Origin of the sequence: Halorubrum aquaticum (assembly GCF_900113615.1) — an archaeon.
Taxonomy (GTDB): domain Archaea; phylum Halobacteriota; class Halobacteria; order Halobacteriales; family Haloferacaceae; genus Halorubrum; species Halorubrum aquaticum.
On sequence record NZ_FOPZ01000016.1, the window covers coordinates 1 to 15,775 of the forward strand.

The 15,775-nt window shown below is 69.8% G+C and carries 16 protein-coding genes; 7 read left to right on the plus strand and 9 right to left on the minus strand.

Annotated features, from left to right (window positions below):
• The first annotated feature begins 481 nt into the window (after positions 1–481).
• From F3H10_RS12290 to F3H10_RS12300, 3 genes are all read left to right on the plus strand, one after another.
• Positions 482–1,429 carry an RsmB/NOP family class I SAM-dependent RNA methyltransferase gene (locus F3H10_RS12290; protein ID WP_149785057.1) on the plus strand — a complete coding sequence of 316 codons (948 nt, stop codon included), beginning with the start codon at positions 482–484 and terminating at the stop codon, positions 1,427–1,429.
• Entirely contained in the window at positions 1,426–1,971 is a 546-nt protein-coding gene (locus F3H10_RS12295) for a DUF7122 family protein (RefSeq protein ID WP_149785058.1), read from the plus strand. Before F3H10_RS12290 ends, F3H10_RS12295 begins: the two co-directional genes overlap by 4 nt.
• Positions 1,972–2,036: 65 nt before the next feature.
• Entirely contained in the window at positions 2,037–3,350 is a 1,314-nt protein-coding gene (locus tag F3H10_RS12300) for a hypothetical protein (protein ID WP_149785059.1), read from the plus strand.
• Positions 3,351–3,427: 77 nt separating this feature from the next.
• Here the strand turns inward: F3H10_RS12300 and F3H10_RS12305 are convergent, their stop codons facing one another.
• The 3 genes from F3H10_RS12305 to F3H10_RS12315 all read right to left on the minus strand — a co-directional run bounded on the left by F3H10_RS12305 (position 3,428) and on the right by F3H10_RS12315 (position 5,895).
• On the minus strand, positions 3,428–3,685 hold the full coding sequence (locus tag F3H10_RS12305; protein ID WP_149785060.1) for a hypothetical protein: 258 nt from the start codon (positions 3,683–3,685) through the stop codon (positions 3,428–3,430).
• A gap of 14 nt (positions 3,686–3,699) precedes the next feature.
• The gene (locus F3H10_RS12310; RefSeq protein WP_149785061.1) at positions 3,700–4,233 is read right to left on the minus strand and encodes a DoxX family protein; all 534 of its coding nucleotides are present in this window, start codon (positions 4,231–4,233) and stop codon (positions 3,700–3,702) included.
• Positions 4,234–4,374: 141 nt separating this feature from the next.
• The gene (locus F3H10_RS12315; protein WP_149785062.1) at positions 4,375–5,895 is read right to left on the minus strand and encodes a DUF790 family protein; all 1,521 of its coding nucleotides are present in this window, start codon (positions 5,893–5,895) and stop codon (positions 4,375–4,377) included.
• A 216-nt stretch (positions 5,896–6,111) separates the two neighbouring features.
• On the opposite strand from F3H10_RS12315, the gene F3H10_RS12320 reads away from it, so the two are divergent.
• Complete coding sequence (locus tag F3H10_RS12320; RefSeq protein WP_149785063.1) at positions 6,112–7,326, plus strand: multicopper oxidase domain-containing protein; 1,215 nt, start codon at positions 6,112–6,114, stop codon at positions 7,324–7,326.
• 39 nt (positions 7,327–7,365) lie between these two features.
• Here the strand turns inward: F3H10_RS12320 and F3H10_RS12325 are convergent, their stop codons facing one another.
• From F3H10_RS12325 to F3H10_RS12335, 3 genes are all read right to left on the minus strand, one after another.
• A complete protein-coding gene (locus F3H10_RS12325) occupies positions 7,366–8,034 on the minus strand; it encodes a helix-turn-helix domain-containing protein (RefSeq protein WP_149785064.1) in 669 nt (222 codons plus the stop codon).
• Positions 8,035–8,118: 84 nt separating this feature from the next.
• Positions 8,119–8,592, minus strand: a complete 474-nt coding sequence (locus F3H10_RS12330) for a MoaD/ThiS family protein (RefSeq protein ID WP_149785065.1) — start codon at positions 8,590–8,592, stop codon at positions 8,119–8,121.
• 84 nt (positions 8,593–8,676) lie between these two features.
• On the minus strand, positions 8,677–10,173 hold the full coding sequence (locus F3H10_RS12335; protein WP_223174309.1) for a DEAD/DEAH box helicase family protein: 1,497 nt from the start codon (positions 10,171–10,173) through the stop codon (positions 8,677–8,679).
• Between the two features lie 50 nt (positions 10,174–10,223).
• Between F3H10_RS12335 and F3H10_RS12340 the strand changes: the two genes are divergently transcribed.
• Together F3H10_RS12340 and F3H10_RS12345 are read left to right on the plus strand one after the other, a co-directional pair.
• Entirely contained in the window at positions 10,224–11,171 is a 948-nt protein-coding gene (locus F3H10_RS12340) for an alpha/beta hydrolase (protein WP_149785066.1), read from the plus strand.
• Positions 11,172–11,252: 81 nt separating this feature from the next.
• The gene (locus F3H10_RS12345; RefSeq protein WP_149785067.1) at positions 11,253–11,606 is read left to right on the plus strand and encodes a hypothetical protein; all 354 of its coding nucleotides are present in this window, start codon (positions 11,253–11,255) and stop codon (positions 11,604–11,606) included.
• 36 nt (positions 11,607–11,642) lie between these two features.
• On the opposite strand, the gene mvaD is transcribed toward F3H10_RS12345, so the two are convergent.
• Together mvaD and F3H10_RS12355 are read right to left on the minus strand one after the other, a co-directional pair.
• The gene (gene mvaD, locus F3H10_RS12350; RefSeq protein ID WP_149785068.1) at positions 11,643–12,641 is read right to left on the minus strand and encodes a phosphomevalonate decarboxylase MvaD; all 999 of its coding nucleotides are present in this window, start codon (positions 12,639–12,641) and stop codon (positions 11,643–11,645) included.
• An 80-nt stretch (positions 12,642–12,721) separates the two neighbouring features.
• Entirely contained in the window at positions 12,722–14,149 is a 1,428-nt protein-coding gene (locus F3H10_RS12355) for an ATP-binding response regulator (RefSeq protein ID WP_149785069.1), read from the minus strand.
• Between the two features lie 138 nt (positions 14,150–14,287).
• Between F3H10_RS12355 and F3H10_RS12360 the strand changes: the two genes are divergently transcribed.
• A complete protein-coding gene (locus F3H10_RS12360) occupies positions 14,288–14,626 on the plus strand; it encodes a 2Fe-2S iron-sulfur cluster-binding protein (protein WP_149785070.1) in 339 nt (112 codons plus the stop codon).
• Between the two features lie 346 nt (positions 14,627–14,972).
• Here F3H10_RS12360 and F3H10_RS12370 read toward each other — a convergent pair whose 3' ends face one another.
• A complete protein-coding gene (locus F3H10_RS12370; protein WP_188127935.1) occupies positions 14,973–15,767 on the minus strand; it encodes a thermonuclease family protein in 795 nt (264 codons plus the stop codon).
• Positions 15,768–15,775: the final 8 nt, after the last annotated feature.

Sequence of the window (15,775 nt, forward strand, 5' to 3'; positions counted from 1 at the left end):
CGGATATTCGCGCCATGTGCGGCGGTACGACGCCGGGCGACCTAAAGGTAGGCGTGGCGATCGGCCGTCGCTCCGCTCGTTCGATCGAGTGTGGTGGCGCGCTCCCGCGAGCGAGCCGAAGGCTCGCGAGACGGAACGCGAGGGACGCGATGAGCGCTCGGAGAGCGCGAATCGCGAGGCTGGGGAGGCGTGAGGTGGGGAGGCGTGAGGTGGGGAGGCGTGAGGTGGGGAGGCGTGAGGTGGGGAGGCGTGAGGTGGGGAGGCGTGAGGTGGGGAGGCGTGAGGTGCGGGGCTGTGTGATCGGGTGGGACGCAACGGGGGAGCCGTGCGAGCCCTACGGCCGGGGGATTTAGACGTGTTCTTCGCCTCGGAACGACATATAGTCGAGATCGCGGTCGTTGGACGTGCTTCCCGTTTCGCGCTCGCGGTCGCACCGAGGTCGACCCGAAACCGACTAACCGTCCGGCACGGAAGGGAGGCCATGAACCCGCTCGACCGCTATGAACCCCTCGTCGACGACGTCGACGCGTTCCGGGCGGCCTGCGACCGGCCCCTCCCGTCGGTCGTCCGCACGAACGGGATCAAGGCCTCCCCGGACCGCGTCCGCGAGGCGTTCGAGGAGGCGGGCGTCGCCCACGATCCGGTCGACTGGCACGACGGACTCTTCCGGCTCCCGGACGGGAACCCCGGCGGGAACTGGCCGCACGCACACGGCTGGACGCACGGTCAGGAGGAGGTCTCGGCCCTGCCCGCGCTGGCGCTCGACCCGCGGCCGGGCGACCGCGTCTGGGACGCGTGTGCGGCCCCGGGAAGCAAGACGACGCAGATCGCCGACCTGATGGACGACGCCGGGACCGTCGTCGCCAACGACAACAACCTCGGCCGGCTCTCGGCGCTGCGGCACAACGCCGAGCGGCTCGGCGTGACGAACGCGATCGTGACCAACCAGGACGCCCGCAACTTCTCCGTGAAGCCGCTCGCGTTCGACGCGTTCGACCGGGCGCTGGTCGACGCGCCGTGCTCGTGTGAGGGGACCTGCCGGAAGAACCCGGACGTGCTCGACGAGTGGACGCTCGACCACGTCCACGGCGTCGCCGGGATCCAAAAGGGGATCCTGACGCGCGCGATCCAGGCGACCCGCCCCGGCGGGACCGTGGTCTACTCGACCTGTACGTTCGCGCCCGAGGAGAACGAGGCGGTCCTCGATCACGCCCTCGCGAACGAGGACTGCGAGGTCGTCGCGTTCGACCTCCCGCTCGAAACGGCTCCCGGGGTGACCGAGTGGGACGGCGAGACGTATGACGAGAGCGTGACCCGGGCACACCGCGTCTACCCGCACCACAACGACACGGGCGGGTTCTTCTGTGCGAGGCTCCGCGTCGGCGAAGCGGACGACGGTGCCGGAGACGGAACGGAGGTGGCCGGATGAGCGACCACGACGACGACCGCGAACCGACCAACGACGGCCAGCGCTTCGACCGGCTCCCCGAGACCCCCGCCGACCGCGAGGTGGCCGGCCGGCCCAGCCGCGAGGAGGTCCTCGACTGGTGGGAGACGCGCTTCGGGATCGGCCGGGAGGTGCTCGGCGGGTACGGTTTCTGGGAGAAGGGCGCGGGGAAGGTGTGGGTCTTCAACGGCGAGGCCGTCGACCCGAGCCGAGTCGAGGCGATCGGGATGACGTTCCTGCGAACCCGTCAGGAGCACTGGAAGCCGACGACCCGCGCGGTCCAGCGGTTCGGCGACCACGCGACCGAGAACGTGGTCGAACTCGGTCCCGAGCGCGCGAGCCGGTTCCTCGCCGGCGAGGACCAGGACCTCCCCGAGTGGGACGGCGACTGGGGATACCTGATCGTCTCCCACCGGATCGCCGGCGGGACCGCCCCGATCGGCGTCGGACTCTACCTCTACGACGAACTCCGCTCCGTGGTGCCGAAGGGGAGCCGGGCGGACCTGTCGGTCGTCGAGCGGTGATCGTGACCCCGTCGCCTTCGTGTCACTACCGTGTGAGTTAGGTCTCCTCGTTCGTATCCGTTCGCATGAACCGCTCCTCGCCGTCCGCCTTGGTCGGGGTGATCGCGCTCGGCGTCGCGCCGCTGGTCGTCGATCCCGGGCTCACACACGTGTTGACGTGGACCGTCGAGTTCTCCGTGGACCCCTGGCGGATGCTGTCCTCCATCCGGCGGGTCGGGGAGCTCCCCACGGGCGAAGCGCTGCTGTGGCTCGTCCCCTTCGGCTGCTATCTCGGCGCCGCCGCGAACGCCGCCCGCGGAGTCGCGACCGGACGGGAGGACCCCCGAGTCACCGTCGGACTGCTCGCGTCCTCCACCGTGTTCCCCGCGGTGGTCTGGTCCCGGGCCGTCGCCAACGCGGTTCCGGTCGGCGTGATCGCCACGGCCGCCGTGATCTGGTGGTTCTATCGGCCGTTCACCGTCGACGCCGCCGCTGAGAACGCGGATCCGGGCGGACCAGACTCCACGGACGGCGATCTCGACGGGACCGGCGACGTCGACGAGACCACCGCCGACGAGGTCCGAAGCGATCCCGTCAACCCGTACGACCTCCACGAAACCGCCGAGGAACGGGTCGAGGACGCCAGGGCGGCCCGCGCGGACGGGGAGATCCGGGTCGCCGAGAGCCACTACGACGAGGCGGTTCGACTGTATCGAACCGCCGACGACCGGTTCGCCGCCGACGAGTACACCGCCTCGAGCGAGCGGGCCCGGATACGGACCGATCTCGAGGCGGTGCGCGAGGAGCGGGCGGCGGTGAAGGGACTCCGGGAGCGTCGACGGTCCGTCGCGGAGCCGTTGCGGGCCGCCGAGGAGAGCTTCCTCACCGCGATCGTCGCGCACGCCGACGGCCGATACACCCTCTCGAAGCTCCGTTACCGGCAGGCTCGCGACCGGTTCGACGACGCTCTCGAGGCAGTCGACGACGCCGATCCGGCGGTGTTCGACGCGCCGGTCGAGGTCACGGTCGACCCCGAGGGGGAGTTCCCTTCGAACCGCCTCGGGGACGTCGTGGCGATGAGCGACGAGGGAGTCGAGGCGCTCTCGTCGATCGGCATCGAGACGGTAGACGACCTCCGTGACCGTGACCTCGACGGGATCTGGCAGTCCTCTGGAGCCGACGGGCGTTCGGAGGTGGGAGACGAGACGGACGCGGAGGCGGAGTCCGGCACGAAGTCGTTCGACGAACTGATGACGGACGGAACGATCGACGCCGAAGCGGCGTCGAAACTCGCCGCAGTCTCCCGGTATCGGGACGAGGAGACTCGGGAGTTCACCGACCGTGAGGCGATCGCGGACCGACGGGACCGTGCTGCCGCCGGGTTCGAAGCGAGCGTGTGAGCGGGAGAGGGACGCTCACGCTCGGATGGACGCGACGGCGGAAAACTCGATTCGGTCGATCGACCGCTCCGCCCGTCTCAGATCGACGTGTCCGCCGGGGGCTCGCGGGCCACGCTGGAGGCGGCGTACACGCCCCACAGGAGCAGTCCGAGGAGCATGATGGACGACCGGACCGAGAGCGGGACCAGCGTCTCGTGGACGATCTGGCCCTCCCCCGACACCGGGTGCGGCGCGCCCGCGACTATCTCGAGCAGCCCGATCCCGAGCGTGCCGATCAGGAGCAGGCCGCCGCCGCCGTACAACGCGATCCGTTCCGCCGTGGTGAGTTGGGTCATGTCTGGTGTCTCCGTTAGCCGATGAAGTACCGCAGCCGCGGGTGGTCCCTGACGAACTCGGTCCTCGCGAGGTAGGCGTCGACGCCGAGCACGCGCCCGGCCCCGAGCGTGGCGATCATCGCGAAGATCAACAGCCCGAGTAAGTCGCCGGTGACTACGCCGTGTGACCAGCCGCCGGTTTCCCCGTTGACGAAGTAGAAGAACGTCATCAGGAACGCGCCGAAGAAGGCGGCGAGCCGGGTCAACGCCCCGACGATCAGCCCCAGCCCGATCAGCGTCTGTCCGAGCGGGACCATCACGTTCGTGAACGACAGCAGTATCCCGTCCGAGAAGAGGACGAGGATCGGCCCCAGCGTCGTCTGTGCGGCCGCACCGCCGACGAACCAACTCGCGTCGAAGGGCCACGCGAGGAACTTGTCCAGCCCCGCGTGGAGGAACCACCAGCCGACGATCAACCGCATCACGACCAGCCAGTAGGCCAGCCGCGACTCCTCGACCGGGAACGACACGTCCCGTCCCAGTAACCGCGTTCGTATGTCCGTCACCATGTGTAGTTCATTTTACAACACGGCGACCGGACATATATAATCATTCGCAAGTTATCAACCATCGAAAACGTCGGGTCGTGCCGGAGGACTCGCCGGGGCGCGTCGATCGCCCGCGGCACCGGATCGCCCGCGGCACTGACCTCACCCGTCTCCGTCGGAGACCCCCTTCTTCCGGACGGTCCCCCCGCTCAACCCCTCCCACTCGACGCGGTATCCGAGCGTCGAGAGCGTCGCGCTCGCGTCGTCGATCCCGCGTTCGTCGAGGCGTTCCTCGACCGCCGACAGCGACGTCCCGTCGTCGACCTCCTCGCGAAGCCGGTCCAGAACGGCCGGGCGGATCAGCGTCCGTCCCACGAGTTCGTGGTCGGGAAACGGGCCGTCCTCGATCGCCGACTCGCTCACGCCGTGGCGGTCCGCCAGTTCCGCGAGTCCGATGACGTCGTCGTCGGGCGCGAACGACTCCGGGAGGGACGCCGCCGCCTCGGCGACGAGGTCGGCCTCGTACCCGCGGAGCACGTCGAGGACCTCCTTGACCCGGACGCTCCCCGTGTAGGTGAGCACGCGGTGGTCGCGCGCGGCGATCGCCTCGCCGACGCCGAGGCTCTCGTCGGCGGCGACGAGGAGGTCCACGTCCTCGACGCCCGCCAGTTGGTCGAGCTTCTTCTCGACGTACTCCGGGGTCCAGAAACCCATCACCTCGAAGTAGAGCCGGAAGTCGGCGTGGTCGTACTCGAAGGCGAAGTCGGGGATCATCACGCGGGTGCCGGTCGCGAGCGGATCCGGCTCCCGCACCAGCGTCCAGTCGAGGTCGAGCCCGCGGAAGCGGGCGGCGAAGTCGGCCTCGACGCCGCTGTCGAAGTCCGGCTCGGCGACCGGCTCGACGCCGGGAACGGTCACGTCGGCCTCGGTGAGCGTCATCGTCCGCTCGGTTCCCCGGTCGTCGATCGTCGCCTCCAGCCGCCACTCGGTGGTGCCCGCGACGGTTCGCAACAGCCGGGCGAACGCGGTGCCGTAGCGTCTGGTCCGCCGGAAGAGCGCGTCGGGGCCGGTGACGACGAGCTCCCGGCCGTCGTCGGTTCGGCGGAGCTCGTACATCAGCCGGAGCCGCTTGACCGCGCTCACGAGCGCCTTGGGGTCGACGGAGCGGACGCGGACCTCGGTGGCGTCGAAGAGCGCGGTCTGCGCGAGCGAGAGGTCGTACTGGTCGAGCAGGGCGTCCGGGTCCCAACGCACGTCGGCGTCGACGAGGACCTCGTTGCGCTCGCGGTCCGCGTACAGGTCCGCCTCGACGACGCCGGGATCGACCCCGAGACGGTCGGCGGCGCGCGCGATCGCCCGCTCCCGGTCGTCCTCGTCGGCGACGCCGACCGCCTCGGCCGCCTCGAAGGCGACGCGGCGGACGCGGGGCGGCGGGACGGTCGCCCGCTCCTCGAAGACGCACTCGCGCTCGACGAGGGCGGCGAGCCCGCGGACGAGCTTGAAGTCGTCCTCGTCAGCCTCCAGCGCATCGATCGCCGCCGTCACCGCCGACCGGGGCTCCCCGACGTTGGCCTCGAAGGCCCCGAGCACCTTCGCGGCGAGCGGCCGGTGCTCCCGGCCGACGAACCGGGGACGATACCCGCCGCCGGCCCGGGAGACGCGCAGGAGGTCCTTCCGTAACACGCCACCCGGTAGGCGACGGGGGAGTTAATAGTCGACGGGACGCGTCCACCCCGCCGTCGCCGCGAGTGGGTGGTATCCTCGGCCCTCGAGACCCCCTCCGCGGATCCGATGAACCCTCCGACGGTTACGGATCGCTACGAACGTGTTCGGGCGGATTTCCGAACCCCGAGATTCCGATCTCCGCTTAACCGAACGTGGTTCCGAGTCCCGCCCGTGATGAACGACGACGACACGTTCGGTCGGAACACGACGTCCAGACGCGGTTTCCTCTCGGTGGCTGCCGCCCTCGGAACCGTCGGGATCGCGGGTTGCGGGGCCCCTCGATCTGACGCCAGCGCGAGCGCGACGCCCGCGAACACCGGCGAGGGAGGATCGACCGAAGGGACCCAGCAGGTCGAGCAGGTCGAGGAGTGGTCCGGCAGCGACTCGACCGCGGTGGAGACGGACCACCCGTACACGACGCCGCGGACGACGATCGACCTCGACGAGACCGACGGGGCGATCACGATGTCCACGCGGGCGTGCCGGCACCAACTGCTCGGCGACGAGTCGCGGGGCGGTCCCTGGGAGCTTCCGGAGGTGTGGGCGTGGGAGACGCCCGAGACGGACCCCAGCGTACCCGGCCCCCTGCTCCGGGTCACGGAGGGGACCGACCTGGAGATCACCTACGACAACACCGAGCACAACCGGCCGCACACCTTCCACGTCCACGGGCTCTCGAAGAGCTGGATGGACGACGGCGTCCCGACCACGACCGGCCGACAGGTCGCGCCGGGCGAGGAGTACACCTACGAGATCACCGCCAACCAGCCGGGAACGCACCTCTACCACTGCCACTACCAGACGCAGAACCACCTCGACATGGGGATGTTCGGGATCCTGCGGGTCGATCCGGAGGGATACGAGGCCCCCGACAAGGAGGCGTTCATGACGATCAAGGACTGGGACACCCGCCTGTCCGCATCGATGGCGGGCGGCGACGTCTCCTTCAGCCACCGCGACCGCAACCCGGACGCGTTCACCGTGAACGGTCGCTGCGCGCCGTACACCTTCCACCCCGAACGGGGCTCGCCGCTGATCGTCGAGGAGGGCGACCGGGTACGGATCCACTACGTCAACGCCGGCTACGAGTCGCACGCGATGCACACGCACAACCACGGGTTCACCGTCGTCGAGAAGGACGGCGGGGTCATTCCCGAGTCCGCCCGCCACCGCGAGGACGTGGTTCCCATCGCGCCCGCCGAGCGGAAGACGATCGAATTCACCGCCGACGCCGACCCGGGCGTCTACGCGCTCCACTGTCACAAGGTGAACCACGCGATGAACGGCGACACCTATCCCGGCGGGATGATCGGCGGGATGGTCTACGAGAGCGTCACGGACACGGAACAGTTCGCCTCCGTGATGGAGACCGCCGGCTACGAGGTCTGATCGGTCGCCGTTTCCGCTCCCGCTCGGGTTCGATCGGTGTCACTCCCCCGTCAGCTTCCGTTTCAATTCGCCGCTCACCGTCGGGAGGTCCTCGACGAACTCCCGGACGATCGTCCGCTCGACCCGCTGGAGCGTCTCGCTGCACGTCGACTTCGCGATCCCGGCCTCCTCGGCGACCTCGGTGAGCGTGCTCTCGCGGGGCACGTCGTAGTAGCCGGCCTCGACCGCGGTCAGGAGGAGCTCCAGCTGGTTCTCGGTGAGAAGCTGGCTCGGGTTCACGCGCTGTTGGACGAACTCCACCTCGTAGTTCAGTCCCATCCCAGCGAGCTGGTCGCCGAACGTCGAGAGCCGGTCGTGCGCGCCCGTGGCGTCGAGCGTGGCGACCCCGTTCGTGATCTCGACCGGCATCTCGATGGGGACGCCCGCGCCCTGGGCGGCCAGGAGCAGGAGCGGCGAGGACGCCTCGATCTGGACGGTGGTCTCGCCGGGCGAGCGCGTCATCACCGACGTCTCGGCGAGTCCCGAGTGCGCCTCCATCGCCGCGAGCACGTCGTCGACGTCGTCGGTGGTGATCCGGACGAGCGCGAACCCCGCTCCGTCACCGGGCGTCGCGGTCAACACGCGGAAGACGGCCTCCGGGAACTCACGCGAGACGTCGGCGATCCACGGTCCGTCAGGCAGGTCGATGAGGAGGCGTATCTGTGCCATGGTGTCTACCCGATCGCCCGGCGTCGGGGGCGGTCGACTGGTCGACGGTCGGGACCGTCGGCGTATAAACGTGTCCGACCGCCCTCAACAACAGAACATGAACGGGTACACCAACGCGACGCGGTCCCCCTCCTCGAGCTCGGTGTCGAACCCGCGCTCGTTCTCGTTGAACCGGCCGTTCACGAGGATCCGGGCGTACGCGATGGTCTGCTCGCCGACCGGGTTCTTCGTCCACGTCCCCGGAAGCTCCTCCGGCGTCGGGGCCCAGCCGCTGTGGGTGGCGTCCGCCTCCGTCTCCGCGATCAACAGCTCTTGAAGCTCCGGGTAGTCCTCGAAGAGCTCGTCGAGGAACGCCCGCAGCGTGTGCCCCTCGAACGTGTACTCGAACTCGTAGGTCCCGTCGAGTTCCGTGCGGACGTGGCCGGTACACCGGACCGTCACGGTCGTCTCCGGCGGCTCCTCGGCGATCCCGGTCTCGCCCTCTCCCTCGTCGGCCGTCGTCTCCCTCGACTCCTCCTCGGCCGCCGCCTCCGGCCGCTCCTCCGCGGTCGTGCTCATGTCCCCCGGTACGGGCCTCGGTCGGGTAAGAGGCGACCCGAACACGTTCGTCCCGTCGTCGCGTGGGGGCCACGCGTCGATCCCTCACCGCCTGCGGCCGGCCACCCGCTCCTCGGCCGTCTCGGCGCTGACGAGCTCGTAGAGCACCGCCCGGCCGTCGTCCGCCTTCGGCCGGAGGATCCGGCCGAGCCGCTGGGTGAACTCCCGCTCGCTGCCCGACCCCGACAGGACGACCGCGACGTTCGCGTCGGGGACGTCGACGCCCTCGTCGAGCACGTTCGCGGCGACCACGCGGCCGTACGTCCCGTCACGGAAGCGCTCGAGGACCTCCCGGCGCTCCTTCGCGCCCGTCTCGGCCGTGACCGCCGGGATCAGGAATCGCTCCGAGATCCGGTAGACCAGCTCGGTGTGGGCGGTGAAGACGATGACCCGGTCGTCGCGGTGGCGCTCGAGGAGGTCGGCGAGCCGCTCGAGCTTCCGCTCGGCGTTCATCATGACCTCGCGGGCGGCGGACTTCGCCAGCAGCGCCTCTCGCGCCCGCGGGTCGTTGCCCGAGCGCATCACCAGCTTCCGGTAGTCGTCGCCGCTGGTGAAGGTGATCCCCGACTCGCGGACGTACTCGAGGAAGGTCCCCTGTTTCTCGTCGTACCGCTCGCGCTCCGCGGGCGTCAGCTCCACCTCGATACGGCGGATGTCGTAGGGGGCGAGGTGGTCGCCGGCGAGGTCGTCGACGTCGAGCGCGTAGACGCGGTCGCCGACGAGCTCCGCGACCGTCTCGTGTGCCCCGTCCGGGCGCTCGAACGTCGCCGTGAGCCCGAGGCGCGCGGGCGCGGCGAGCAGACGCGCGACGTCCCGATAGCCCTCGCCGCCGAGGTGGTGGACTTCGTCGAAGACGACGAGCCCGAAGGCGTCGCCGACGTCCTCCGCCTTCAGGTACGCGGAGTCGTACGTCGACACCGTGATCGCCTCCCGTCGCTGCTCGCCGCCGCCGAACCGGCCGATCGGCACGTCGAACTCGGTCTCCAGTTCCCGTTGCCACTGCTCGAGGAGGTCGATCGTCGGGACGACGACGAGCGTCGGGACGCCCAGATCGACCATCGCGCGGATCGCGATCACGGTCTTTCCGGCCCCGGTCGGCAGTTCGAGGACCCCCCGGTCGTCGGCGTCGTGCCACGCCGTGAGCGCGTCGGCCTGGTACTCCCGGAGGTCGTAGTCGGTCGAGAGCGCGAGGTCGCCGTCGCCTTCCCCGCGCTCCCACGCGGGAACCCGGTCGTCGACCGGGACTCCGGCGACGGCGAGCGCCCGGCGGATCGCCGCGTAGCGGTACGCCGGGGCCCGACCCGTCCCCGAGCGCGGATCGGTCTCGACGCCGGGAAGCGGCGGAAGCGCCGGAGCGTCGCGGTCGACGTTGCCATCGCGGTCGGCGTCGTGGTCGGCGTCGCCGTGGCGGTCGGCGTCGCTATCGGCGTCGCCGTGGCGGTCGGCGTCGCTATCGGCGGCAGCGCGGTCGTCGCCGTCGCTCCCGTCCGGATCGGCGTCGACCCGGATCGTCCCGTTCTCGTACGACAGCCGGACCGTCATCGGTCGGGATTACCGACCGACTGATAAAGGACCACCGCCTCGGTCCCCGCATGCGCGCGGCCGAACTCGACCCCGAACTCGCGGCGGTCGTCGACGAACTCGAAACGCTCGGGCTCCCGGAGTGGCACACCCTCTCCGTCGAGGCCGCCAGACGGCTGGAGGACGAGGTGTTCTCCGGCGAGCCGGAGCCGCCCGTCGAGAGCGTCCGGGACCTCGCGTTCGACGGCCCGCACGGCGAGGTTCCCGTGCGGGTGTACCGGCCGGCGGACGCCCTCGACCCGGAGACGCCGCCCGCACGGACCCTCGTCTACTTCCACGGCGGCGGCTGGACGCTCGGAACGCTCGACTCCATCGACGGGCCGTGTCGCGAGTTGGCGACGCGGACCGACTCCGTCGTCGTCTCCGTCGACTACCGGCTCGCGCCCGAACACCCGTTTCCCGTGCCCGTCGACGAGGCGGTCGCGGCGGTGGAGTGGGTCGCCGACGTGGCCGACACCTTCGGGGGTGACCCCGACCGACTCGGCGTCGCCGGCACCAGCGCGGGCGGGGCGCTCGCGGCCGTCGCGGCGCTTCACGCCCGCGAGTTCGACGGGCCCGCGATCGCGGGACAGTTCCTGTTGTACCCGATCGCCGGCCACGACTTCGGGACCGACTCCTACCGCGAGAACGCCGACGGGCCGCTCCTCACTCGCGCCGACATGGAGTGGTTCTACGAGCAGTACCTCCGGAGCCCGGTGGACGCGCACAACCCCTTCGCGGTCCCGCTGTGCGCCGACGACCTCGGCGGGCTCCCGCCCGCGACCGTCGTCACCGCCGGGTTCGACCCGCTTCGCGACGACGGCCTCGCGCTCACGGAGCGGTTCGCCGAGGAGGGGACGCCCGTCGAGAGCCGCCACTACCCGGCGATGGCACACGGCTTCTGTAGCCTCACGGATCGCGTCGCGGTCGCGGAGGAGGCGCTCTCGGCGGTCGCCGCCGACGTCCGGGAGCGGCTGTAGCCGCGTCTCGTTCCGTTCGTCCGGTCGTCGCTTGCGTCTCGACGCCGGTACCCTCAACCGTCCCGGGCGAGAAGGGCCCGCATGAGTCTCGTCGGATCCCTGATCTCGTTCCTCGTGAGCCTGCTCGTCGGCGGGCTCGCGATCTTCGTCGCGGCCGCCGTCGTCACCGGCACCCGGGACTACGGCCACGCCGTGTTCACGGCGCTCGTCGGGGCGCTCGTCTGGGGGCTCTCGGAGCTCCTCCTCTCGTGGGTCCCGATCGTCGGCGAGTTCGTCCCGCTCGTCGCCTGGGTCTGGGTGATCAAGGGCCGGTACGGGACCTCGTGGCTGTACGCCGGGGTCATCGGCTTCGTCGCGTGGGGGGCGGCGATCCTGGTCCTCTCCGTCCTCCCGATCGTGGGAATCACCGACGTCGTCGGCGTGCCGTTCGCCTAGCGCTCGCCGGCAGCAGCCGGCGTCCGCCAACGTCGCCTAGAACAGCGCCTCGCTCGCGTCGAGGACGTGCGCCGGCCCGCCGACCTCCCAGACGTCGGTGTCGATCCCGATCTCGGCGATCCGCGACTCCACCTCTTCGGCGTGCTCCGCGCGGGTGTTGACGTAGACCGACGCGCCGGTGTCCGTCGAGAAGTAGACGTCGAGGCCCGACTCGCGAAGCTCGCGCACCGCGTTGAACACCGCGATCGTCTCGGGCTGCCAGTACACCCACCCCGCGGGACCGGTCATCGTGGTCGCCGTCAGCGACAGCGAGTCGTGTTCGGCGGTCTCGTAGATGCGGTCGAAGTCGCCCTCCCGGAGCGCGTCCCTCATCTCCACGAGTTGGTCCTGAACGTGGGCGGTCCGCGCCTGCATCATGTGGCTCGCGGCCGCCTCGCGGTGGGCCTCCTCGGTCTCCTTGTAGGCGGGGACGTGCGCGGCCACGATCCGGAGGTCTTCCTCCGGGTCGAAGCCGTCCTCGCCGACGCCGACGTCGAGCCGGCGCGAGCGGCAGTCCTCGTCGTTGAGTCCGGCCTCGAGAAGCGAGTACGCGCCGGTCACCGCGCGGGCGGCCGAGGAGGAGCCGCGGCGGGCGACGGTCGATACCTCCGGAAGCGACAGGTCGAGCCCGGCGGCCTCCGAGAGCGCCAGCGCGGCCGCGGCGAAGCCCGACGAGGACGAGCCGAAGCCGATGTTCGACGGGAAGGAGTTCTCGCTCTCCAGTCGGACCGCGTGGTCGAACCCCGCCAGCTCGCGGACGTGGTCGACGACCATGTCGATCCGCTCGGCCGCACGCCCCTCGACCGGCTCGCCGCCGATGACGTAGGTGTCCGTCGCGGCGTCGGGTTCCCACTCGACGGTCGTCGTCGTCGCGGTCGGCGCGGTACAGAGGCTGATGCTGTCGTGGTACGGCAGCCGAAGCTCCGCGTCGCGCATCCCGTGGTACTTGACGAGCCCCTGGATCGGATGGGCTCGTGCGGTGACTTTCTCGGTCATTACTCGGAATGGCGGCCGGCGTCGGATTAGTCGTTGCGATGGCCGTGCGGTACGACGACGATCCGCGTTTCCGGAGGGAGCTACCCGGCGACGAGTTCGACGCCCGTCACCTCGAAGCGGGCACCGCCGCCGTCGCCCTCGACGACGCGTATCTCCCACCCGTGCGTCTCGACGATCCCCTGGACGATGCTCAACCCGAACCCGGTTCCGTCGGGGTTCGTCGAGTATCCGGCCGAGAACGCGTCTTCGCGCCGGTCCGGAGGGATCCCGGGTCCGTCGTCCTCGACGTAGAACCCGTCGCCGTCGGGAAGCCCGCCGACCCGAACCGTCACGGCCTCGCCGCCGTGTTCGACGGAGTTCCGCACGAGGTTCTCGAGGAGCCGTCGGAGTCGACGCTCGTCCGCCCGGAGTCGGACCTCCGTCCGACCGTCCGGTTCGAGCGCGAGCGTCGCGGCCGCCGTCTCGACGTTCTCCCAGCACGCCTCGATGAGGTCGTCGAGGGCGACGTCGGTCAACGCCGCCGAAGTCTCTCCCTCGCGGGCGAGCGTCAGCAGATCGATGATGAGCGCCTCCATCCGGTCGTGTGCCCGTTCGACCGCCTCGAAGTGTTCGGGGTCCTCCCCTTCGCGGGCCAGTTCGAGGCGTCCGCGCGCGACGTTCAGGGGGTTCCGGAGGTCGTGGCTGACGACGCTCGTGAACTCCTCGAGCCGCTCGTTGTGCCGTTCGATCGCCCGTTGGCGTTCCTTCCGGTCGGTGACGTCCTGGACGAGCCCGATGATCCGGTCGTCGCCGTCGTGGTAGGCGTGCCCCCGGAGCCAGCGCACCGTTCCGGTCTCCGGATTCGTCCGATAGTCGATGGTGTCCAGGCCGTTCTCCGCGGTGCCGATCCGTTCGAAGAACGCCTCGAACCGGTCGCGGTCGTCGGGGTGGACGACGTGTTCCGTGAAGTCGTCCCTCGTCGGGATCCGGTCGGTATCGACCGGGTAGAAGGACTCGACGGCCCCGTGTCTCGAGATCGCGCCGGACTCGAGGTCGATCTCGTAGATGATCGAGTCGGTCTCCGCGAGCGCGAGCTCCATCCGCTCGCGCATTCGTTCGCGTTCGCGCTCCGCGCGCACCTGATCGACCGCGTTGCGGATCCGGTTCGCGAGAAGCGAGTACTGGTCGGTGCCGCTTCCCTTCTGGAGGTAGTCGGTGACGCCCGCCGTGATCGCCTCGCTGGCGATCTCCTCGCTTCCCTTCCCCGTGAACAGCACGAACGGCAGATCGGAACGTTCGGCGCGGACGGCCCGGAGGAACTCGATCCCGTTTCGCCCGGGCATGTCGTAGTCGGAGACGACGCAGTCGATCCCGCCCTCGCAGATCCGCGCTCTCCCCTCCGCGGCGTCGGTGGCCGTTTCGACGGCGAACGCGTCGCTCTCGCGTTCGAGAAACGTCGCGACCATCTCGGCGAACGCGGGATCGTCGTCGACGTGAAGGACCCGGATCGTGTCCGCGGCCGTGTTCATCCGGATACACCGTTGAACCGGCGGAACATAAGTGTGACAATTCACACGGGAACCGCCCTCCCTCCGCGGATCCGACCCACGGGCTCACACCCGTCACCGAGGGGAACCCTTTTGCTCCGTTGGCCGGAACTCCGTTCCATGACAGAGTACACCGTCGAGTTCGTCGGCACCGGCGAGACGATCGAGGTGTCCGACACGGAGACGATCCTCCAGCCGTGTCTCGAGGAGGGGATCGCCCAGGAGTACTCCTGCCGGGTCGGCATGTGTCTCGCCTGTTCCGCGGAGATACTCGAGGGCGAGGTGACCCAACCCGCCGCCCGCGGACTGACCGACGAGGAGGCGGAGGAGTTCGCGCTCACCTGTATGGCCCGCCCGCAGTCCGACCTGAAACTCGACCGCGGGAAGTACCCCCCGAGCATCGAGGGGGATGCGGACGCGGGATCGGGCGGGTCGGCCGCGCCGGCCGACGACGACTGAGAGACGACGACGCTCCTCCGAGCGACTGGTTCGGAAGCTAGCCGCTCACAGGTCCCGCGAGCGACCCAGGTGGCGCAGTTCCCCGCCGCACTCACAACGCCCCCCGGTCTCGGAACGCGCGCCGCATTCGAAACACTCGTACAGTTCTTCTCCGCCTTCCGTACAGTTCGGCCTCATGTCACGGAATAGCATGCCGAATCGGATAGGTTTGTACCTTATATCCATTGTATTGTTTGATCGGATAGGGGGAAGCCGGTGGACGAACGGTCGGATCCGCGGAGGGTTCGTCGCCGGCGGCGGAGACGTCGGAACTCCCGTCTCGTGGCGGGACGGCGAGCGTCGTTCGTTAGGGAAGCGATTCGCAGGCGACTCCGTCGCCGTCGCCGTCGAGCCCGTGCGGGTCCCCCGACGTTCCCTCCAACACGGCCTGTGCCTGTGCTTGCGTGTCGAAGGTCGAACAGTCGTAGTCGCCGTCAGGCGGTGGCGGCGGAACCTCCACGCCGTCGGTTTCGGTCGGCGTGGGTTCGACCTCGTCCGACTCGTCGAAGTCCCACAGACCCACGGACCCCTCGCGGGCATCGCGTTCCAGCGCATCGAACTCCTCCCGCATCGAGAACGAGCTGTCGTACACCCGCGCGTATCCGTTCGTGAGGAGCCGTTCGTTGAAGTTCTCGCCGTCGACGTACACGTACGCGAGGAGGCGGCCGAAGCCGCCCCGTCGGTCCGCCTCCTCGTCGACCTCGATCCGTATCTCCTCCGATGCCAACTCGTCGGTCGCGTAGCGCGTCGCCTCCGTTCCCCACTCGTAGAGGTGATACCGACCGGCGGTCGTGTCCGGGATCCCCTCGAACTCGCCCGGTGAGACCCTATCCAACGAGGTCTCCGGCGTGTCGACCCCCAACAGCCGAACCGTCTCGGTCTCCCCGTTCGAAAACTCGACCTCGATCGTGTCCCCGTCGATCACCCGCGTGACGGTCACGGTCCACTCCGTCCCCGAATCGGGACCTCCGGGATCCGTCACGGTTTCGTTCGGGTTCGCGGACGGCGAGGACCCCGGGTCGTCGACGATCGCTCCACTACACCCCGCGAGGACGACGAGCAGCAGCACGGCGAGGGCGGCGAGTCGACGATTCCTCTTCATGGAAAACG